The organism is Pseudomonas sp. TH31 (assembly GCF_016650815.1).
Lineage (GTDB): Bacteria > Pseudomonadota > Gammaproteobacteria > Pseudomonadales > Pseudomonadaceae > Aquipseudomonas.
Map to the genome: position 1 here is coordinate 401,425 of NZ_JAEKEZ010000014.1, position 22,088 is coordinate 423,512.

Here is a 22,088-nt window from a genome sequence, read left to right on the forward strand (position 1 = left end):
CGCGATCAACTGATCGCGGCGTCGGCTTTCATACGAATGACATTGGCGGCGCTGGCTGAGCCATCGAGCCAAAAGGACAACTCTGCGTATTGCTTGAACAAATCCGGCGGCAGGATGGTGCGCCTGGTTTGCAGTTCAACCTTGGGTTTGACCTTGTGCAGGCCCGCGATCCCGAGGCCTTGATCGAATGCCGGCGCGTCATACGCCAGGTTGTTGAAATCGTGCTCGAACCACGGCTCTTCGATGAAGTCGTAAACCAGCCGCAGCACCCGCTCCGGGGCCTGGGTCAGCAGGTCGTAATCGACGATCAGCAACGACTCGGCCTGTTCGCCGTAATACGCTTCCTTGAGCGCCGCCCAGGCAAAACCCACCAGGCGATTGCGCTGGGCCAGGGTTTCGCAACGGCTGTAAACGGTATTGCGCTCAGCCCCGTCGACAAACAACTTGGTGTTTTCATAAGGATTGGCGCGGTACAGGCGTTCAAGGCTGTCCATCACCCAGGCGACGTTGCGCACACAGGCAATCACCCTGGCTTTGGGGAACAAGTCGTTGATGGCCGGCAGACGCGAGCTCCACAGCCGGTTGGTGTCGAACACCACCGGTTTGTCGGCCTTGTCGGCGTAAAAAGAGTCGAACAACCCGTGAAGCAGGCGGCGGCGCAGGCCAGTATCGATCACCGCACCAAACTCGCTGCCGGCGCTGCATTGATCAAGGACGCTGCTGAAGAGAGAGCCGACCGGGCTGGTCATGCCAGCGTGAAAACGCGGATTCTGCAAAAGAATGGCAGAAAGCAGGGTCGAGCCTGAACGTGGCAAGCCGGAGATAAAGTGGAACTGTTGCAATCCCTTCACCGTAGTCGTAAGTCCATTTGTAGGACAAAGCGTAGTCTATGGATGGGGTTTCCACTAATGGGCTTTTGATATCAAATTGGAGCTTGGTCGATACAAAAACGCGCTGAACGTCACCGTATTTCAGGTGAAGCGTATAAGCGGCGTAGTGGGGGCCGACCAGCGGTCCGGGCGTTAGAGCCGTCGAGCCACCAAGACCGGAATATCAGATGGCGTCCCCCCAAACTTACAGGCAAATTCCGAGAGTTGCGTTGGACATAGACCGACAGGCCGAGGCCGCCAATGGGCGCCTTGGCTATGCCCTCACTGCCGCACAAACAACCTCGCCCTGACCCCGCCCGCCTTCTTCTCGCTGACGCTGTGCCAGTCTGCCGGCAATGATGTCGCAAACTCGTCGGGCATGTCCGCCAAGCCAATCAGCCAGACGCGTGTGCCGCTGTTGAGCAGATCGCCAAGGCTGTCCACATAGGCATCGCTGGTCACCAACGTACCAAAACCATAGGCATTCGGGCGGCTCGACGCGCCGTTGGCCAGGGGCGGTGTGTACAACAGCGGCTTGACCCCGGTGCGGTTGTAATAGACGTAAACGAGGTACCAGAGCATATCCCCCGTCACAATCTGGTCGCCGGGGACGAAATGCTGATTGACGTAGTCGACCACCACACTGACCTGATCCTTGGGATCGACCGTGGCGTTGTTGTTCACCCCCACCAGTTCGACTCCGATGAACAGCACCAGAATGGCCAGGGCCAGCACCCGAAAACCGCTGTACAGCCGATCAACCGCCAGCGCTACCAGCATCGGCAAGCCCAGCGCATAGGCGGTCAAATAACGTTCAATGAACACCGGCGAGATGAACGACACCGCGAATACCAGCAGGATCGGCAGCACGCCGAAAAGCGCCAGCAGGATACTGCCGCGAAATACGCTGCGATCGCGCGCCAGCGCCACGCCAATCACCGCCAGCAACGCCACCGGCAAAGTGATGAATAGCCAGCGCGGCAACGTTGCGCCGTCGTCCTGGGTCAGCAGCGACCAGATCATCGACGGCAACGAACTCAACGTGACCGGGTCTTCCCAGCCGACATCGCCGTTGGCCTTGAGCGCATCCATGTGCTGCACCAGATCAGTCAGGTTGGGCACCCAAGGCAGGTACAACAGCACAATCGCCAAGTTCGCCAACCACCAGGCTGGACGCTGGATATGCCGCAGGCGATAACCCGGCTGCACACGCACCACAGCCAGCCACAGCCAGTGACTGATCACGCACAGCGCAGTGAAATAGTGGGTATAGAACGCCGCTGCCATCAGCAGCGAATACACCACCAGATAGCCGTTACGCCGGGGTTGCCGGACCCAGTACACCAGCGCAATCGTGGCGCCAATCAGTAAAAGGCCGAGCCAGGAGTACATGCGCACTTCCTGGCTGTAACGCACCGCGGTGGGCAACAGCGCCAGCAGGATCCCGGCCAGCAACGCGGCGCGCCGGGTGGCGAGCAGATCCACCAGCCACACGCCCAGCCCGACCGTGATGATCCCCGGCAATGCACTCAGGGCGCGGATTGAAAAAATGCCGTCGCCGAACCAGACGATCCAGCCATGCAACAGCATGAAGTACAGCGGTGGGTGTACATCGTGGGCGGCATGCGCCCAGATTTCGCTCAACGAATGCTGGCTCAGTAACAGGCTGGAGCCTTCGTCTCCCCAGATCGCGGCGGCCGTCAGGTCGTAGAAACGCACCAGTGCCGCCAATACCATGATCGGCAGCAACCAATGTTCTCTGGCCCAACGAACCCATCGTTGCGCGCCCATCCAGGCGCCTGGCGCTGCGTGGGGATCTTGCGTGTCGCCAACCGGCGTTTCTCTACGCGCCTCCATTGCTTCCTCTTGCGGTGCCGGAAAAACCACGACGGTGTGGCCCCTGAAACATGCCGTCACTTTAGGCCAGCCACAGGGTAGCCGTCGATGCTGGCTTTGTTCATTACGACACCCGGCAGCGCAGCCGATCCGGGGCTACGCTCTGGCTTGGCGTGACTTGGCCACGCATAGACGCGGGGCCCGCCAGACCACTTACCTGAAGGATGAGGATATATGGACGTATTTATGGGTACCGTCATGACGTTTGGCTTTAACTATGCGCCCAACGGTTGGGCCTTGTGTAACGGTCAGATCATGAACATCCAGCAGTATCAAGCCTTGTTTGCGCTACTGGGGACCGTCTATGGCGGTAACGGCAGCCAGACGTTCGGGCTGCCCAACCTGCAAAGTCGCCTGCCGATCTGCCAGGGCACCGGCCCGGGCCTGACCACACGCGTCATGGGTGAAAACTCCGGGACCGAGAACATCACCGCCACCCTCGGCAACCTGCCCAACCACACCCACACCCTGACCGGGATCACGGCGACCACCACTGTGCAACTGGCCAACCCGGCGAGCAACCCGGCCAGCGTGCCTACCACGACCAATGCCTACCTCGGCGCCTCGGGTGGCGGGCCAGGCCTGGCGACCATCTACTCCGATGCCCAGGGTGCCTCGCCCGTTGCGCTCAAAGGCGCGGCCACCACGGTGTCCGGCTCCGTTTCGCCCACCGGCACCGGCCTGCCGATGGCCAGCATGAACCCGTTCCTGGTGCTGAACTTCAGCATCGCGCTGCAAGGCATGTTCCCTTCGCGCAACTGAAACGCCGCCGGGGGACTCATCTCCCCCGGCCACTCACCTTGCTGGAGTGACACCATGCTGGAACAGGTTCAAGACCAACACTTCCAACTGCTGCTGGGCCAGACCACCACTTTGCGCTTGCCCGATGGCAGTGAACTGCCGATCCATATCGACAGCCTTGAGCAAAAACCTCGCTCACAGTTGCCCAACAGCAAACGCGTGCCGTTTGGTGTCGGGTTCAACAGCCTCGAACCTACGGAGTTTGTGGACGGGTTATGTGCACTGGAACTGCCGGGACTGGGTGCGGTGCAGAATATTTTTGTGTCCCGCGTACCGGCAATGGGACGGGATCCGGCGGTGGCGTATTTCCATATTGCATTCAACTGAATGAACGCAAAAGATCGCAACCTTCGGCAGCTCCTACAGGAGAAATACAATCACCTGTGGGAGCTGCCGAAGGCTGCGATCTTTTGATCTATGCGGGATACCAGACCAACCGCTCCGCCGCCGGATTGCGCTCCTCGACCTCAAACCCCAGCGCCAGATAATGGCGACGCGCATGGGGATTGCTGGCCCAGACCACCGTTGCCACCGGGCAGCGGATTTGCTGTGCGGCTTTTTGCACCCCTTGCAGCACCGTGCGGCCATACCCCTGGCCGCGAGCCTGAGGAATAAACGCCAGGTACAACACGCGAATTTCATTGGGGCCGAAATCCGTGGTCAGTGCGCCGATGGGTGTGTCGAGTTTTTCCACCACGTAATGCATCGCGTTGGGATATTCATCCTCGATCCCTTGCTCCTGCACCCGAAACTGCTGCGTCACCAACGCGTCCACCCGTTCGGGCTCGCCGTCGATCCATTGCAGATCGGGCCGGGCCGCCTGATACAGGCGTTGCAGAAAAGGCCCATCACTGGCCCGCGAAGGCCGCACCACCAAACCGTCCGCCGCCACTGCACCGTTGTTCGCCATGCTGCTCTCCCTTAGAAACCGCTTTCCCTCACACCCAGTGCCGCCAGGCGCCGCCAGGCCGTTCCCAGCAACGATTCACCGCTGCCCTGCAACACCACGATGCCGCGCAGGGGTTGTATCGGCGTCGGCGCGTTGTCGAGCAGGCTAAGCCGTGCTCCGTATTGCGCTTGCACCGGCTCGGCCCGTTGCAACTGATCACGGCGTATGGCAATCGGCCCGTGATGGTCAGACGTCAGCGCTTCCTGATCAACATAAGAGATGCCATTGGCGTCGATGTCCGTCAGTTGCACGGCGACCGCCGGGTGCATCGGGTCGTCGGCGATAAAGCGCCCGTGCGCGCCCGGCGTCACACGCCAGAGGTCCGCCTCGGCCAGATAACCGCGCAACCGCGCCCCGTCTTCGACCACCCGCGCCAACGGCTCTTTGGTGGCCAGCCAACGACCGGGCACCAGTTGCGGCAGTAAATCGCGCACCGTGCCGGCGTGGGGCGCGCGCAGCAACAGGCGCTCGCGCTGAGCGGCCAGCCCGCGGTATTCGGCCACCGCTTCGGCCAGGCGCTGTTCGACAATATTGGCGTCCGCTGCCGTTTCGCTGCGACCGGCCTGACGGCGCATCTGCAACTGCTGGATCTGGATTTCCTGGCGGACGATAGCCTGGCGCGAGTCCAGATCCGGCGATTCCAGCTCGACCAGCACATCACCCTCGGCAACCACCTGACCATCATGCACATTCACGCTCTTGACCCGCGACGCCACTGGCGCATGCAAGGCACTGGCGCGTCCGGCCTCCAGCATCGTCGGCAACTCAACCGCACTGCGCCATGGCAACACCAGCACCAGCAGGACGCCGAGCAACGCCAGGCCGCTGAGCAACACCCGCGGCCCGTGGGCCTGTTCCCGCCGGGTCCACCACTGGCGCCACTCACTCATGATCGGCAGGAAAATGAACCACACCAATTCCACCAGCATCAGGAAAATCCCCAATACCTTGAAGAACAGGTGGTAGACCGCCAGCGCGATCCCGAAAAACAACACCGCACGCCACAACCATGAGCCATACCCCCACATCAACAAACGCCGCTGCATCTTCGGCGACCACGGCTCCGGCGCCGATTCGCCGTAGCCAAACAGAAACTCGCGCAGACGCCAGCGGCACAGGGCAAAGGCCCGGCCTTGAAGGTTGTCCACTTCAAGAAAATCGCTGAGTAAAAAGTACCCATCGAAACGCATGAACGGGTTGAGGTTGATCACCAGCGTGGTGATCCACGTGGCACTGGCCAGCATGAACGCCGCCGTACGTGCGGGGCCGTCCGGCAGCAGCGACCAGGCCAGCAACGCGATGCAGGCCAGCAGCAGTTCCGCCATTACGCCGCCAGCACCGATCAGCAGCCGGGCACGCCGATCGTTGACCCGCCAGGCGTCGCTGACATCGGTATAGAACATCGGCAGCATCACCATGAACGCTACGCCCATGCTCTGCACCCGGCAACCGGCGCGTTTGGCCATGAACGCGTGGCCGAACTCATGACAAAGCTTGGCGAAAAACAGCGCCATGCCGAACGACAGTGCACCACCGAGGCTGAACAAATGCGGGAACGTCGCGACGAAGCGTTGCCAGTCCCTTGACACCAGAAACACCCCCAGCCCCAGGGTGGCCGGTAATCCATAGCGCAACGCCCGCGGCCCAAAACGCTCCAGCCAAGGCCACGCTCGATTGAGAAACGCGTCGGGGCGCCACAGTGGAATACGGAAAAACAGGTATTGATGCAGCAGGATTTGCCACAGGCTGCGACGCTGAGCGGCGGCCTTCAGGCTGTAGCTGGCGCGTTGTTGCGGATCGAGTGCGGTGATCAAGTCGTGACTGCGCAAAAACCCAGCAATTGCTCAAGCTCGGCGCCGTCCAGCGGCAAACCTGGCTCACGGTTGGCGGCGCGCAACACCTGCTCGGGATCGCCGAGGGACCAATGTCGCAGCAAGCGCATCGCCGTCGCGCCGAGTTTGAAATAGCGCCCGCGCACCGGGTCGGCCAGGGTCCAGCGCGGCGAGCCATCGAGGGCTGGGGCGGCGGCCGACAATTGCAGGTCGGCCCGCAAGCTCGGCAAAGCCATCTAGAGGCCCACGCTTTGCCGCAACCCGGCCAATGGCCGGCGTAACAGGTACAACGCCAGCGGCGCCCGGTCGCCGAAAATTTTCGCAGTGCCACGCAAACCGATACGCGGCGGGGTATTTTCGAAATTGGCATCCAGCCGATAGGCCAGTTGTCCGCCCGCCGTGGGCTGTGCCTCGTAGGCTGAACGTTCCAGCTTGGCCAAATGGCGCTGCAAGGGATCGCTGTCGAGGAACAGCGCGACCTGCGCCCCCGGCTCCAGGGCAATCGCGTCGCCCACGGCCAGCTCGATACGCAGTTCAGCCTGGTTGGGGTCAGCGATTTCCATCAGCCGCTCGCCGGTCTGCACCGGTTTGCCGGTCCAGCGATCGGCGTCGGCAAACACCGCGATGCCATCGCGTTCGGCACGGACTTCGCTGCGTTTGAGCAACTCCCGGGCGTAATCGCGCTCAGCGCGTTTCTGCTCGACTCGTGCCGCCAGTAAATCTATCTTCGAACTGGATTCAGCATCGGCGAACGAACGCTGAGAGTTAGCCTTAAGCTCGGCTTCGGCCACACCCAGCGCACGCTCTGCCACATCGGCCTGGGCCTTGAGGGTCGTGCTTTCAAAACGCAGCAGCAAGTCGCCGGTTTTTACCGTCTGGTTGGGTTTGACCAGGAACTCGGCGATCACCCCATCCAGCGGCGCCGCCACCACGCGCCCTCCCAACGGCACGACTTCGGCAGGCGCCAGTACCGATTGGCGCACCGGAATCAACAACCCCAGCAGCAACACCGCCACCAACGCCACCTGACGTTTACGCGTCCAGCGCAGCCGCCAGGGTTTGCGCGGTTGCAGCGCCAGCCAGGCATGACTGTAGGTGTCGCCCAGTTGCGACAGCAGGATCTGTTCGGGCGGGTTCCACGCAACGTCTCGGGCCAGCCACAAACCGCCAAACACCTCGCCCTGATGATCCACCAGCGGCAGCCAGAAAACCTGGGCGCTGGAAAGGCTTTGCCAGTCGGCCTGAATCGGTTCGCTCAGCAGCGTGGGGGCAATCACTCGCGCCTGCTTCAACAGGTCGAGCTTGAACAACTGCGCTACCGCCTGTTCGACAAACGCCACAAACGGCGCGTTCGGGTCCACCGTGCTGACGCCGGTCACCGCCTGCACCTTGCCAGCAATCAACAACGCCGCATGGCGGAAACCGAAGAGTGCCTGACCGTCGTTGACCAGGTTGTAGGCCAGTTGCGCCGGGGTGCGAGCCGCGCGGGTCAGGCGTTCGAGGTCGAGAAACCGGGCGAACACCTGTTCGGCGCCGCCCGTCACCGGGGCGTTCACTTGAGCTCCGCGAAACGCGCCGTTCCGCTCATGCCAGCCAACAAGCCTGTGGCGTTGGGCAGCGTCGCCACCAGCAGCAAAGTCTGGCTGCCTTCATCAATCCGCGCGCCCAGGCGCTTGACCGTGGCATCCAGCGGCTGACCGGTTTCATCGGGCACAAAACTGAAGGTCTGGCCGGGCTTGAGCTTGCCCATCCAGCGCGATGGAATCAGCAAATGAATTTCCAGGGTCCGGTTATCGACCACATCCAGCAACGGCGCGCCGGCAGCCACGCTTTCATAACGCTGGACCTTGCGCTCGACGACTTGACCGTCGAACGGCGCCAGCACGCTGCAGCGTTTGACCTGCACCTGATAAACCTGGGACTGCGCCTGGGTTTCGCTGACCTTGGCCTCGGCCCGCGCCACTTCAAAACGCCCGACCGAATTCAACGCTGCCAATTGCCGGTTGTGCGCCAGCTCTTCACTGGCCCCACGGGTGGCAGCCTGCGCCGCATTGAGCTGGGCCTGAAAACCCGAGCAATCGAAACGCGCCAGGGTGTCGCCCCTCTTGAACGACTCGCCCTCGCTGAACGGCAACTCGACAATCCGCCCCGGCAACTCACTGGCGAGCACAGCTTGATCCCGAGCCCGAAGCACGCCACGGGCTTCGCTGCTGGCCTGCACACTGCCACCGACCGCACTGTTATCCAACAGCGGATCATCTGGCGCAGGCGTTTGCGCCTGTACTGCGCACGTTACAAAGGTCAATCCTAGAACCCAACTTCCAAAACGTCGCATAACCGTGACTCCCTTACGGATGGTCGGAGTCTACGACAGCGGGGGGTTGCGTCAAGCGAATAGCCATCATTGCTGAAAGAGCGCGCCAAGCGACCTGTGTTCATTTCCTTACAAACTGCCAAGACGCGTCCTGCGCCTTCCTCGGGCAGTCGTCCATTGCGGGCATGAGCGGCCAGCGTAATCTCGCCGTACAACCCCTTGTACGCAGCGATTTAGTTCATCTGGCCGTTAGGGGCGTAAAAACCGGCTTCGGCCTAATGCCGATCAGTTAAGAAGATCTCAGGTGACACACGCTCTTTGTAGCAGCTGGCGAAGCCTGCGTTCGGTTCGGGCCGCGTCCGAACGCAGCAGTCGTCAGATCAGTCCCTCAGTTCTTTCAGGCAAACCGCGTGTGCAGGATTTACGACTGCTGCGCAGCCGAACGCAGGCTTCGCCAGCTGCTACAGATCGTGTTTAGCTTAACTGATCGGCATTGGGCTTCGGCCGGTCTTTCAATTTTTGCGACCGATTAGCGCTGCACCGTCTCAGCCACCGGATAAACCGACTCCCACCCTCCCCCCAACGCCTTGTATAACCCCACCATCGCCAGCGACACCCCGGTAGAACTCTCGACCCATTGCTGTTGCGTCGCCAACAATTCGCCCTGCACCGTCAGCACGTTGACGAAGTCCACCGCGCCTTCCACGTATTGCTGTTGCGCGGTGCTCAGGGCGATCTGGTTTTGGCGTACGGCTTCGGCGAGGCTGTCGCGGCGCAGTTGGCTGGCGTTGTAGGCGGTCAGTTGATCGTCGATTTCATGCCAGGCGCGCAGCACGGTTTGCTGGTAGGCCAGCGCTGCTTCCTGTTGCTGGGCTTCGCGCAGGTCAAGCATGCCGCGCAGGCGACCGCCGTCGAACAGTGGCAGGCGCAATTGCGGGCCGATGCCAAACGAACGCGAGCTCCAGGAACCGAAATCGCTCAGTTGCATGGACTGCGAGCCGACGTTGCCCGACAGCGTAATCCGCGGATAGAAATCGCCCTTGGCCACGCCGATGCTTGCAGTCGCGGCATGCAGCCGGGCTTCGGCCTGACGGATGTCCGGGCGACGCTCGGCCAGTTGCGACGGCAGGCCGATGGCAACCTGACCCGGAGTCTGTGGCACCGGGGCGTCTGTGGATAACTCGGCTTGCAGCGCTTGCGGCGGCTCGCCCATCAACAGGCTCAGGGCGTTGATCAGTTGTGACTGACGCTGCTCCAGTGCCGGCAGGCGAGACTCGATGGCCGCCACTTGAGCGGCCGCTTCGGCGACGTCCAGGTCCGTGGCCACGCCGTCGGCCAGGCGCAGTTGCGAGAGCTTCAGACTGTGCCGGGCGACGTCGAGGTTCTGTTCGGTGACGGCCCGGGTGTTCTGCACACCGCGCAGCTGGATGTAGTCCTGAGCGGTTTCGGCCAACACCGAGAGCAGCACGCCGCGCCGATCGTTTTCCGCGACTTCGAGGGTCGCGTCGGCAGCTTCGGTTTCACGGCGCACGCGGCCCCAGAAGTCCAGTTCCCAGGACGCGGAGAAACCGGCGTCCCAGAGGTTGAACCCCGAGTCACCGCTTTTGCCCGACGGATCGCTCAGGCCCACCGAGCTATTGCGCTCGCGCCCGTAACTGCCGGTCGCGGCGGTGTGAGGATAACGGTCGGCGGTGATCACCTGGCGAGCGGCGCGGCTTTGCTGCAAGCGGCTGCTGGCGAGTTTCAGGTCGAGGTTATCGGTCAGGGCACGTTGGGTCAGGATCGAGAGTTTCGGGTCGTGGAAAATCTCCCACCAGCGTTCGTCCATGGGGTGGGTGGTGGTTTGGCTATCGGCAGTTTTGGACGGTTTTGACCATTCGCGAATTTGCTGTGGCTCCGGTTTTTCGAAGTCAGGGCCGACTGTGCAAGCAGTAAGGCTCATGACTAACAAGGCGCAAAAGGTAAGTTGAAACTGCCGGCCTCTTCGCGAGCAAGCCCGCTCCCACAGGGGAATGCATTTTAATGTGGGAGCGGGCTTGCTCGCGAAGGCGCCAGACGGGCCAACAAAGATTTTCATCGTTGAACGACCTCGCTCTTATCAACGCTGGCCGTATCAATCCTCGCCTCAACCGACATCCCCACCCGCAATCGCCCAGCCAGCGGCTGGCCCGGCTCAAGCACGATTTTCACCGGAATGCGCTGCACCACTTTGGTGAAGTTCCCAGTGGCGTTGTCCGGTTTGACCGAAGCAAACGTCACTCCGGTGGCCGGAGCAATGCTTTCGACCCGACCGCTCAACGCCTCGCCACCGAGGCTGTCGACACGAATCCGCACGTCCTGCCCCTGCTGCACATCCGTCAGTTGAGTCTCCTGGAAGTTGGCGACCACATAAGCCTGAGCCAGCGGCACCACCGCCAGAATCTTGCTGCCCGGCGTCACATAAGCGCCGACCCGCACCGCACGCTCACCGACCATGCCGTCCTGCGGCGCAACGATGCGGGTGTAAGACAGCTCGTAGCTGGCCATTTCCAACGCCGCTTGCGAGCGCTTCAACCCACCTTCGGCGGCATCACGCTGGGCGGTAAGGATCTCCACCTGCTTGCGTTCCGCCGCCAGCACCGCCGTGGCGTTGGCCATCCGCGCGGTGGCCTGGTCGATGCGCGTCCGCGCCTGTTGCGCGTTCTGCACCGTACCGGCGCCCACGCCCGCGAGGTGGTTATAGCGGTTCAGTTCATGCTCGGCGAAGGCCATTTCGGCCTTGGCCGAAACCACCGTGGCCTGAGCCTGAGCGATCACCGATGCCTGGCGCTCAAGAGTCGCCCGAGCGTTTTGCAGTTGCGCCCTGGCCACCAGGGTTTCAGCATCGGCGGCCTGGGCGGCGGCGCGCAGGTCCCGGTCATCGATCAACGCCAGTAACTGCCCGGCCTTGACCTGCTGGTTGTCCTCGACCAACACCTCCTTGATAAACCCTGCGACCCGTGGCACCACCAGGGTGATATCCGCCGAGACAAAGGCGTCGTTGGTACTCTGTTGCGTGCGCTTGCCGAACAGCCCCGGCGCGACCAGATACATCAGCACGCCAACCGCGATGGCTGCGGTAACGCCGACAGCCACTCTTTGCTTTGGATAAGTCGTCATAAAAACCTTCTGTTTCAATGAAGCATTCAATTCGCCGCGCGCGGCGGATAGATCCGCGTCGGCAGCCAGAAAATAAGCAGGATCAGCACCACCGCGACGCCGGCCATGCACAGATAGAGATCGGAAGACGTCAGCACCACGGCCTGCTCATGCAGCCGATGAGCAAGGCCGGCGCTGTCGCTGTCGGCCAAGGGCGAGTTGCCGAGACTGTCGACCAACATGGTCGAGTGAAAATGCAGCCGTGAGGTGGTCAACGCATCGAGTACGCCGGTGGCGATCACTGCGGCCAGGCCTTTGACGGTGTTGAACCAGGCCGAGGCGAACGGCCCTTCCATCGGCGTGATGCTGCCGGTGGAGAGCATCAACAGCGGCAACACCGCCATGGGCTGACCGAAGATTTGCAGCAGCTGCAGCCCATAGAAGTCGTCGCGAATCCACGCCGACGTCAGTTGCGAACCACCAATGCAGGACAACGCCAGCATGCTCAGACCAACCCCCAGCACCCAACGGCAATCGACCCGGCGCAGGTTGCACAGCGCCGCCACCAACGGCAGCGCGATCAATTGCGGCAGCGCCGCCAGCAGCATGATCGGCGCGGTCTGAATCGGCCGATAACCCTGGACCTGCGCCAGGTAGCTGGACGGAATGATCACCACCGCCAACAGCACCACCAAGACTCCGGCGAGGGTCATCAAAGCAAACGACAGATTACGAATGCCGAGCATCTGCAGCTTGAAAAACGGAATCGGCTGTGACCATTCGTTGATCAGGAACAGCACCAGCAACAGCAACCCGCCGCCGAGCAAAAAGCAGATGAGGCTCGATTCGAACCAGTCCAGCCGATTGCCCTGCAGGATGCCGATCACCAGCATGCAGATCGCCGGAAAGCCCAGCAGCAAGCCACGCCAGTTGAACTGCTTTAAGCGCTCCAGGCGCAAGGGGTCCTGGGGCAAACCGTAGGCCACCGCCGCCATGGCGATCAGGCACGGCACGATGATTTGCCAAAAGGCCCATTGCCAGCCGACGTACTCGGTCCATAACCCGGCCAATGGTGTGCCGAGGCCGGGACCGAACGTCGCAGTCAGGGCATAACCGGCCAGGCCGTATAGCTTGACGTTGGTCGGCAGGAAACGCAGCGCAACGGTCATCAGCATCGGCGGCAACGCCCCGCCGGCCAGGCCTTGCAAGATGCGCATGAGCAACAGACTTTCGTAATTCGGCGCGAACGGGCAGAGCACGCCGAGCAAGGTGAAGACGCCGATGGCGTAGAGGGTGAAACGCCGCAACGAGAACGTCACCGAACACCACGGCGCAAACGCCATCGCCGCCACCGAGGTCGCGGTGTAACTGGCGACCAGCCAGGTGCCTTCGTCGTAACCGATGGCCAGCGCACCGCGAATGTCGGCCAGGGCGACTTTGGTCACCATCTCGTTCAGGCCCGACACCAGTACCGCCAGCAACACGCCCACCAGACCGATGATGATCCGCGGACCGAAGACCGGTGGCGTAACGGCGGTGGGGCTCGCGGCGGCGAGAGGGGCCGTGAGGGAAGTCATTTACTGCTGCTCCGGAAAGGAAATACCGAAGCATTTTAGGAAGTGTAAGGCGTTACGAAAATTGACTTGTTGGAAGGTTATAAGTGCGTCAGACGCAGCAATACAAAAGCCAACATCAAAAGATCGCAGCCTTCGGCGGCGCCCACAGGCGCGTAGGAACTGCCGAAGGCTGCGATCTTTTGATCTTCAAACCGGTTGCGCGGCCAGCCAGGTCTCGTCGCAACAAGCCTTGAGGGTTTCGCGCATCCAGCGGTGGGCCGGGTCTTTGTCGAAGCGCGGATGCCATGCCTGGGTAAGCATCAACGTCGGCAACGGAATCGGCAGAGTGAATGAGCGCAGCCTCAGGCCCAAACGCCGCACGCTCAGCAGTGCTTCCTTGGGCACCGGCAGTAACAGATCGGAATCAGGCAGTGCAAACATCGCCGCATGGAAACTCGGTGCAATCACCGCCACCCGCCGTTCCAGCCCCAACGCCTCAAGCGCCGTATCAATCGGCCCGCGGGCGATGCCGCGACGGGACACGCTGATATGGGAAAACCCGGCGTAGCGCTCGGCCGTGACCTCTTCGGCAAACAACGGGTGATCTCCCGGGCCAAGCCAACGAACTGAGTGGAAAACAGGTTTTGGACCTTAACTTCCGGCATCGACGGGCGATTGTTACTGATGCTCAGGTCGATCCGCCCTTCGCGCAGCGCCTCATCGTCACCATCGCCTTCCGGAACGAAACGTAGTTCACAGTGCGGGGCTTGACGCTCCATCGTGTCGAACAATTTTCCGCCGTAAACGCCAACGAAAAAGTCATTGGCGCGAATGCTGAAGCGACGGCGCAACGTGCCCAGTTCCACTGCGTCCGCCGAACGGAACAACAGCGCCGCCTGCTCCACCACGTCCCGCACCTGCTCGCGCAATGCCAGTGCCTTGGGGGTCGGCACCAGTCCACGCCCGGCGCGCACCAGGATCGGGTCGCCAATGGCCTCGCGGATTCGGGTCAGGGTTCGGCTCATGGCCGCCGGGCTGAGGTTCATCCGCCGCGCGGCACCGACCACACTGCCTTCGTCGAGCAAGGCATCGAGGGCGACCAACAGGTTCATGTCCGGGAGTTGCATGCTGAGCACTCATGGCTGATCAGGATTGACTCAGGCGCAATGCTAGCAGTGAATCCCCCTTAGGAGCAAAGCTTGCTCGCGATTGAAGCGCCGCGGTGGGTCAGATTTACCGCGTAATCGTTCATCGCGAGCAAGCTTTGCTCCTACCGCTGCATCCCCCAGCGCTTCACCGTCACCCGCTCCAGCGTGTCGAACACCAGGTTCTCCACCAGCAACCCAATCAGTATCACCACCGCCAGCCCGGCAAACACCTTATCGGTGTACAGCTCATTACGATTCTGAAAAATGTACCAACCCAGACCACCCTTGCCACTGGTAGCCCCAAACACCAACTCTGCCGCGATCAACGTACGCCAGGCAAACGCCCAGCCGATTTTCAGCCCGGCAAGAATCGATGGCAGCGCTGCCGGAATCAGGATAAACAGCACAAAAACGCATGCCCTTGAGGCCGTAATTACGTCCAGCCATGCGCAGGGTTTCCGAGACGCCGAGAAACCCGGCGTAGGTGTTCAACGCCAAGGCCCACAGCACCGAATGCACCAGCACGAAAATCAGGCTGTTCTGTCCCAGGCCGAACCACAGCAACGCCAGTGGCAACAGCGCAATGGCCGGCAACGGATTGAACATCGAGGTCAGCGTGCTCAGCAGGTCGCGACCGAACTGCGTCGAGACCGCCAGGGTGGTCAGGGCAAACGCCAGCACGATGCCGATCAGGTAACCCTTCAACAATACGATCAGCGAAATCCAGACTTTGTTCAGCAACTCACCGCTGAGCAGGCCGTCATACAGGGCACTGCCGGTTTGCAGAAAGCTCGGCAGCAGCAGGTCGTTGTTCTGAATACACGCGACAACTTCCCACAGCACGGCCAGCAATATCAGGATCAGGCTTTTGCGCAACCAGCCTTGCTGCCAAAGGCGTTGCCCAAGCGGCAGTTCACGCTCCAGCGGTACGCTGGTCAGCGGCTGCAAGACGGTTTCGAATTCTTCACGCGGGGACGATAGATGGCTCATCGGGCAATCCTCTCAATGGCTCAATAAGCGATGCGAATGTCGGAAAAATCCAGCTCACGCTCGGTTTCCGGCGACTGGCCTTCATCGAACAACAACCGATGAATCCGCCGCGCCGATTCCTGGAACGCCACGCCACCGAGGCTGTGCAAGTCGTATTGATGACTATGGACTTGCGCCCGTACCCGACCCGGGTGCGGCGACAACAGCAGGATCCGATTGCCCACCACCAGCGCTTCTTCGATGGAGTGCGTGACGAACAACAGGGTGAACCGCACCTCTTCCCAGAGCAGCAGCAATTCTTCCTGCATCTTGCGCCGGGTGAGTGCATCGAGCGCGGCGAAGGGTTCGTCCATCAGCAGTATTTTCGGCTGCATGGCTAACGCCCGAGCAATCGCCACCCGCGCCTTCATGCCGCCGGACAAGGTGTGCGGGTAGGCATCGGCAAACGCCGCCAGCCCGACCTTGTCCAGATAGTGCAGCGCCCGCTCTTCGGCCTCTTTTCGCTTGAGGGTTTTCGACGCCAGCAATGGAAACATCACGTTCTGTTTGACGGTTTTCCACGGCGGCAGTTGATCGAATTCCTGGAACACCACGATCCGGTCCGGGCCCGGTGCGTGGACGGTCTGCCCCTGAAGACGAATCTCGCCCTCACACGGCTGGATGAACCCGGCGACCGCTTTGAGTAACGTTGATTTGCCGCAGCCGGATGGGCCGAGCAGCACAAAGCGGTCCGCCGGATCGATTTCGAAACTGACCTGATGGGTGGCCCGAACCACCCGCTGCGGCGTGCGGTATTCCAGGCTGACTTGGTCGACCGACAACAGCGCTTGGGCTGTTGCGGTCGGGCTGCTGGCCGTGTGGCCTTGCAAGGGGGCGTTCATCTTGATCAGCTCCCTTGCAGCGGTTTGGCGTCCTGGAAGAAGTAATCCTTCCACGACTCCGGTTTGTTTTTGATCGCGCCGACGCGGTAGAGGAATTCAGCCAGCGGGTAGGTGTTTTTCGGCGTGACACTGAATTCGAACTGCGGGTTATCAATGATTTTCAGCAGCGTGGCACGGTCGATTTTCGCCTTGGTGACGCGGATATAGGTGTCGGCAGCTGCGCCTTTGTCGTTCTGCGCAAACTCGGCCGCTTCGGTCAGGGCCTCAACGAAGGCTTTGTAGGTTTTCGGGTTCTCGTCGCGAAATTTCTCGGTGGCGAACAGCACCGTCGGCGAGTTTGGACCGAGCACGTCGTAGGAGTTGAGCACCACGTGGACGTTCGGATTTTCCAGCGCCTGATCCTGGAACGGCGGATTGGAGAAATGCCCGGACAACTCGGTACCACCGGCGATCAAGGCTGCGGTCGCGTCAGGGTGCGGAACCGCGACAGTGTACTTGTCAAGACGATTGAACTCCTTGTCGCCCCACTGCTTGGCCGCCGCGTATTGCAGGAAGCGCGACTGTACCGAGACCCCGACTGCTGGCACCGCAATGCGGTCCTTCTCGGTGAAGTCGGCGATGGTTTTAACATTCGGATTGTTGCTCAGCAGGTAGTAAGGGAAGTTGCCCAGCGAGGCCACGGCTTTGACGTTTTGCTTGCCGTGGGTGCGGTCCCAAATGGTCAGCAACGGCCCGACGCCGGCACCGGCAATGTCGATGGAACCGGAGAGCAACGCATCGTTGACCGCCGCGCCGCCCGAGAGCTGGGTCCAGTCGACCTTGATGTCGACGCCTTCCTGCTTGCCGTACTTTTCGATCAGGTTTTGATCGCGGACCACGTTGAGCAACAGGTAAACGATGCCGAACTGCTCGGCGATGCGAATTTCACCTTCGGCGTGGGCCACGGCCGGCGCCACCAGGCTACCGGCGACCAGGCTGAAACCGAGGCCGATGGCAGCCGCCAACGGCGCAAATGGAAGACGTTTGGACATGATGAATCTCCGACAAATCAGAAAGGCGCGTCGCCCTGGATGGTGGTGCGAAACAGCTTGCGGCGCAGGTAGCTTGGGCAGCCGGCGGCAAGGTGAATCAGCGAACGGTTATCCCAGAACACCAGGTCGTGGGGCTGCCACTGATGGCGGTAGATGTTCTGCGGCAGCACGCTATGGGCGTAGAGCTCGTCGAGCAGTTGTTTGCTCTCGTCTTCCGGCAGACCGACGATGCGAGTGGTAAAGCCTTCGCTGACGAACAATGCCTTGCGGCCGTTTTCCGGGTGAGTGCGGACGATCGGATGAACCACTTCGGCCACTTGGGCGAGTTGCTCCGGGGTCAGGGTCGGGCGCCAGTTGCCTTCAAATTTGGTTTCGCTGTAGCGCGCCGTGTAGGAGTGCGCGGCCGAACGACCTTCGACAGCTTTACGCAGCGCGCCGGGCAAGCCATCCCAGGCTTTATGCAGGTCGGCGAACAGGGTGTCGCCGCCCTCCGACGGAAGCTCCTGGGCGTGCAGCATCGAGCCCAGGCTAGGCAGTTCTTTATAGGAAAGGTCAGAGTGCCAGAACTTGCCGGCGTCACCGAGACCGACGGACACGCCGTTTTCGATGATGTTGGAAACAATGAGGATTTCCGGGTGGCCAGCCAGCAGGAACTGCTTGAGCACATGGATCTGCAACACACCGAAACGTCGGCTGAAGTCGATTTGCTGCTCGGGGGTAATGCGCTGGTCGCGGAACACCACCACGTGATGATCCAGGTGCGCGCGGTGGATGCGGGCGAAGTCCTGGTCATTGATCGGGCGGGACAGGTCCAGGCCGATGATTTCGGCACCGACGGCGCCGCTGAACGGGCGGATGTCGAAGGTTTGCGGCGCGACACTTTGAGATGCAGAAACAGCTGACATTTAAATCACTCCCACGCACGGCACGCTCAAGGGCGCGCGCGTCGATCAGAAACTCACGGAGGTCCCGTGTTGGTTCGTGTCGTGCGGCGCGCCGATTGGTCGACAGGTACGCAGGAGAGTGACTTTATAGATATAAGAATTGAAATTTAAATACCGTTAGTGAATAACGATATGGCAGAAAATCAAAAGATCGCAGCCTTCGGCAGCGCCTGCAGGTGTACGCCATACCCATGTAGGCGCTGCCGAAGGCTGCGATCTTTTCAGTTTACCGCTCGTGCAGCGCCTCGGCCCGCGCCCGGATAATCGGCTTGAGCAGGTAGCTGAGAATGGTCTTCTTGCCGGTAATGATGTCCACCGACGCCACCATCCCCGGAATAATCAGCAGCGGCTTTTCATCCGTGCCGAGATGACTGCGATCAGTACGCAGCTTGATGATGTAGTACGTAGTTTTCTTGTCTTCATCGGTGATGGTGTCGGCACCGATCTGCTCAAGCTTGGCTTTGAGCCCACCATAAATGGTGTAGTCGTACGCGGTGAATTTCACCGTCGCCTCTTGCCCTGGGTGCAGGAAGGCGATGTCTTGCGGGCGCACTTTTGCTTCCACCAGCAAGGTGTCGTCCAGCGGCACGATTTCCACCAGGTCGACGCCCGGCTGGATCACGCCGCCAATGGTGTTCACCAGCAGTTTGTTGACGATGCCGCGCACCGGCGAGGTCACCAGCGTGCGGCTGACCCGGTCTTCCAGTGCCTTGCCGGTGGCCTGGGCCTTGTTCAGGTCGGTGCGGGCTTCGTTGAGCTGAGTCAGCGCTTCGCTGCGGAATTTGCCGCGGGTCTCGTCAATCTTGCGCTGCACTTCCTTGATCGCCGATTCGGCGCGTGGAATGGCCAGGGTGGTCGCGTCCAGTTGCCCACGGGTTTCCACCTCGGCACGCTTGAGTCGCAGTACTTCCACCGGCGACACCGCGCCCTGAGCCACCAACGGCTCGGACATGTTGATTTCCTGGCGTTGCAACGCCAGGCCACTGCGGTACTGCGCCTGCTTGGAGGTGAACTCACGCAGCTCTTGCTGACGCTGGATCAACTGCTCCTGCAACCCCCCGATTTCGTCGTGCAATTGCTGACGACGGCTGGTGTACAGCGACTCTTCGCTGGCAGCCTGGTTCGGCACAGCCTTGAGGACATCGGCCGGGAAGTTCAGCGGGCGGTTATCGACCTCGGCGCTCAAGCGCTCGACGCGCAGCAGCATCGACAGGCGATCAGCCTCGGTTTCACCGACGTTGGAAGCGAACCGCGTGTCGTCCAGCCGAATCAGCGGCGCGCCGGCCTCGACGATCTGCCCTTCCTTGACATAGAGCTCGGAGACGATACCGCCCTCAAGGTTCTGGATTTTCTGGATCTTGGACGATGGAATCGCCTTGCCGTCGCCCTTGGTCACTTCGTCGATGACCGCGAAGTTGGCCCAGAGCATCAGGAACACGAAGAAGCCGATGATCGCCCAAATGGTCAGCCGCACCACGCGCGGCGCATCTTCGATCAGCGCTTTGTTCACTTCCGGCAGCGGTTGGCCTTGCAGCGAGGCGGAACCTTTGAAGTAACGGCGGATAGAGTCTTTGAAACCCGGCTTATGCGACACTGATCTGCCCCTTTTTCAACGCTTCCATCACTACGGCTTTCGGGCCATCGGCGAGAATCTGCCCACGGTCGATCACCAACAGGCGATCCACCAGCGACAGCAGCGACGCACGGTGCGTCACCAGCACCACGGTTTTGTTTTCAATCACCGCAGCCAGGCGTTGTTTGAGACGTTCTTCGCCCGTGTTATCCATGGCACTGGTCGGTTCGTCGAGCAGCAGGATCGGCGGGTTGAGCAACAGCGCACGAGCCAGGGCCACGTTCTGGCGCTGGCCGCCGGACAGGTTCTGCCCACGCTCGCCGACTTGCAGCTCGTAACCTTGCGGGTGCAGACGGGCGAATTCGTGGACACCGGCCAGTTCGGCGGCTTGCAGCACCAGTTCGTCTTCTACATAGCGCGCACCGGATACCAGGTTGTCGCGCAGGGTGCCGGAGAGCAATTGAATGTCCTGAGGCACGTAGCCGATGTTGTGGCGCAGCTCGCTGACGTCAATCTGACGGATGTCGACGCCATCCACCAGCAACGCACCGTCATTCGGCTGATAGAGGCCTACCAACAGTTTGGCCAGGGAGCTTTTGCCCGAGCCGCTGCGACCGATGATGCCGATTTTTTCGCCGGGCTTGATGATCAGGTTGATATTCTTCAGCGCGGCGTTTTGCTGATTCGGGTAAGTGAAGTTCAACTGACGGCACTCGATGGCGCCTTGCAGCACTTTGCGGCTCAGTGGGCGCTCTTCGAAATTGCGCTCTTGCGGCAGTTCCATCATCTGGTCGACCGAAGTCATGGTCACCCGCGCTTGCTGGTAGCGGGTCAACAGACCGGACAACGAGGCCAGCGGGCTCAGCGCACGGCCGCTGAGCATATAGCAGGCAATCAGACCGCCCATGCTCAGGTGGCCGTCGATGATCTGGTACACGCCGAAGACGATCATGATCACCCCGGCCAGTTGCTGGATCAGCAAGGTGATGTTCATCGCCAGGCCGGAAAGCATTTTCACCCGCAGTTCGAGGCGGCTGAGGGTGCCGATGGTCTGTTCCCACTGGTACTGACGTTCGCTTTCGGCGTTGTTGACCTTCACAGCATCGAGGCCGGCGAGGGTTTCGATCAGGCTCGACTGACGCTCGGCGGCGAGGGCCATGGTCCGTTCCATGGTCGCCACCAATGGCTTCTGCAGCGCATAACCGATCAGCAGGGCAATCGGGAACGCCAGGACCGGGATCCACACCAGGTGTCCGCCGAGGATCGCGATGACCATGAAGATCAACAGCGTAAACGGCAGGTCGATCAAGCTGGTCAGCGTCAGCGACGCGAGGAAGTCCCGCAGGCTCTGAAACTCGTGGATGTTCTGGGCAAAGCTGCCGACCCGGGCCGGGCGGCACTTCATGGCCATGCCGACGATACGCTCGAACAATGTGGCCGAGATAATCAGGTCGGTTTTCTTGCCGGCCAGGTCCAGACAGAGGCTGCGCAGGCTCTTGAGGATCAGGTCGAACAGGTAAGCGCCGGTGATGCCGATCGCCAATACCCACAGGGTCGATTCGGCCTGGTTCGGCACGACGCGGTCGTAGACATTCATCACAAACAGCGGCGCGGCCATGGCGATGATGTTGATCAGGAAACTGGCGGCGATGGCGTCGGCGTAAAGCCAGCGCGAACGCTTGAGGGTGTCGCGAAACCACGAACGCGCACGGGGGATCAGCGTGCCGTGATTGACGTCGAATTTGTGTTGGGGTTGAGCAAAGAAGACTTTGCCGATGTAGTCGTCGGCCAGCAGTTCACGGCTGACGACGCTTTCGCCGCCATCGGTTTCGCTGAGCAGCACGCGAGCCTGATCTTCACCGAGCCAGCCGAGCAGCACCGCACTGCGACCGTCCTTGAGCAGCAACAACGCAGGCATGGCAATTGCCGGAATGTCTTCCAGCTTGCGTTGCAGCACTCGGCCTTGCAGGCCGGCGCGAGCGGCTGCACGGGGCAGCAACTCGACGCTCAGGCGCTGTTTGGGCAACGGCAGGCCGGTGGTCAGCATCGCGGCGCTGGCTGGTTTTTGATGCAGCGTGCACAGAGCTAGCAGGCCATCCAGTAACGGATCGTCATGTAGCGCGCGTGGATCATGAATGAGTTGAACTCGACTGACTTCTGATTCCACGCTCGGCACTCTTGGCTAAC

The 22,088-nt window shown here is 61.2% G+C and carries 15 protein-coding genes and 3 pseudogenes; 2 read left to right on the top strand and 16 right to left on the bottom strand.

The window, feature by feature from the left end; all coding sequences use genetic code 11:
• Positions 1 to 5 precede the first annotated feature (5 nt).
• Entirely contained in the window at positions 6 to 851 is an 846-nt protein-coding gene (locus JFV26_RS12215; protein ID WP_201192548.1) for a sulfotransferase, read from the bottom strand.
• A gap of 300 nt (positions 852 to 1,151) precedes the next feature.
• Positions 1,152 to 2,726, bottom strand: a complete 1,575-nt coding sequence (locus JFV26_RS12220; RefSeq protein ID WP_201192550.1) for a glycosyltransferase family 39 protein — start codon at positions 2,724 to 2,726, stop codon at positions 1,152 to 1,154.
• Between the two features lie 213 nt (positions 2,727 to 2,939).
• Between JFV26_RS12220 and JFV26_RS12225 the strand changes: the two genes are divergently transcribed.
• Both JFV26_RS12225 and JFV26_RS12230 read left to right on the top strand, forming a co-directional pair.
• On the top strand, positions 2,940 to 3,527 hold the full coding sequence (locus JFV26_RS12225; protein ID WP_201192552.1) for a phage tail protein: 588 nt from the start codon (positions 2,940 to 2,942) through the stop codon (positions 3,525 to 3,527).
• Positions 3,528 to 3,581: 54 nt separating this feature from the next.
• On the top strand, positions 3,582 to 3,893 hold the full coding sequence (locus tag JFV26_RS12230; RefSeq protein ID WP_201192554.1) for a DUF6916 family protein: 312 nt from the start codon (positions 3,582 to 3,584) through the stop codon (positions 3,891 to 3,893).
• Between the two features lie 88 nt (positions 3,894 to 3,981).
• On the opposite strand, the gene JFV26_RS12235 is transcribed toward JFV26_RS12230, so the two are convergent.
• The 14 genes and pseudogenes from JFV26_RS12235 to JFV26_RS12300 all read right to left on the bottom strand — a co-directional run bounded on the left by JFV26_RS12235 (position 3,982) and on the right by JFV26_RS12300 (position 22,068).
• Positions 3,982 to 4,476 (bottom strand): GNAT family N-acetyltransferase, encoded by a 495-nt coding sequence (locus JFV26_RS12235; RefSeq protein ID WP_201192557.1) that lies wholly within the window; start codon positions 4,474 to 4,476, stop codon positions 3,982 to 3,984.
• Positions 4,477 to 4,487: 11 nt separating this feature from the next.
• Positions 4,488 to 6,583: pseudogene (locus JFV26_RS12240) on the bottom strand (biotin/lipoyl-binding protein).
• Complete coding sequence (locus JFV26_RS12245) at positions 6,584 to 7,903, bottom strand: HlyD family efflux transporter periplasmic adaptor subunit (RefSeq protein ID WP_201192560.1); 1,320 nt, start codon at positions 7,901 to 7,903, stop codon at positions 6,584 to 6,586. It lies immediately after the preceding pseudogene.
• Positions 7,900 to 8,682 (bottom strand): efflux RND transporter periplasmic adaptor subunit, encoded by a 783-nt coding sequence (locus JFV26_RS12250; RefSeq protein ID WP_201192563.1) that lies wholly within the window; start codon positions 8,680 to 8,682, stop codon positions 7,900 to 7,902. The genes JFV26_RS12245 and JFV26_RS12250 overlap by 4 nt, the downstream gene beginning before the upstream one ends.
• A gap of 508 nt (positions 8,683 to 9,190) precedes the next feature.
• On the bottom strand, positions 9,191 to 10,738 hold the full coding sequence (locus tag JFV26_RS12255; protein ID WP_201192566.1) for an efflux transporter outer membrane subunit: 1,548 nt from the start codon (positions 10,736 to 10,738) through the stop codon (positions 9,191 to 9,193).
• The gene (locus JFV26_RS12260; RefSeq protein ID WP_201192569.1) at positions 10,735 to 11,799 is read right to left on the bottom strand and encodes an HlyD family secretion protein; all 1,065 of its coding nucleotides are present in this window, start codon (positions 11,797 to 11,799) and stop codon (positions 10,735 to 10,737) included. The genes JFV26_RS12255 and JFV26_RS12260 overlap by 4 nt, the downstream gene beginning before the upstream one ends.
• 26 nt (positions 11,800 to 11,825) lie before the next feature.
• Positions 11,826 to 13,355: an MFS transporter gene (locus JFV26_RS12265; RefSeq protein ID WP_201192572.1), complete on the bottom strand. Its 1,530-nt coding sequence runs from the start codon at positions 13,353 to 13,355 to the stop codon at positions 11,826 to 11,828.
• A 186-nt stretch (positions 13,356 to 13,541) separates the two neighbouring features.
• Positions 13,542 to 14,461: pseudogene (locus JFV26_RS12270) on the bottom strand (LysR family transcriptional regulator).
• Positions 14,462 to 14,604: 143 nt separating this feature from the next.
• A pseudogene (locus JFV26_RS12275) lies at positions 14,605 to 15,472 on the bottom strand (ABC transporter permease).
• A gap of 20 nt (positions 15,473 to 15,492) precedes the next feature.
• The gene (locus JFV26_RS12280; protein WP_201192575.1) at positions 15,493 to 16,353 is read right to left on the bottom strand and encodes an ABC transporter ATP-binding protein; all 861 of its coding nucleotides are present in this window, start codon (positions 16,351 to 16,353) and stop codon (positions 15,493 to 15,495) included.
• A 5-nt stretch (positions 16,354 to 16,358) separates the two neighbouring features.
• A complete protein-coding gene (locus JFV26_RS12285) occupies positions 16,359 to 17,384 on the bottom strand; it encodes an ABC transporter substrate-binding protein (protein WP_201192578.1) in 1,026 nt (341 codons plus the stop codon).
• Positions 17,385 to 17,401: 17 nt separating this feature from the next.
• Positions 17,402 to 18,289, bottom strand: coding sequence for a TauD/TfdA dioxygenase family protein (locus tag JFV26_RS12290; protein ID WP_201192581.1), 888 nt, complete (start codon positions 18,287 to 18,289; stop codon positions 17,402 to 17,404).
• 265 nt (positions 18,290 to 18,554) lie between these two features.
• Entirely contained in the window at positions 18,555 to 19,922 is a 1,368-nt protein-coding gene (locus JFV26_RS12295; RefSeq protein WP_201192584.1) for an HlyD family type I secretion periplasmic adaptor subunit, read from the bottom strand.
• A complete protein-coding gene (locus JFV26_RS12300) occupies positions 19,912 to 22,068 on the bottom strand; it encodes a type I secretion system permease/ATPase (RefSeq protein ID WP_201192586.1) in 2,157 nt (718 codons plus the stop codon). The genes JFV26_RS12295 and JFV26_RS12300 overlap by 11 nt, the downstream gene beginning before the upstream one ends.
• Positions 22,069 to 22,088 lie beyond the last annotated feature (20 nt).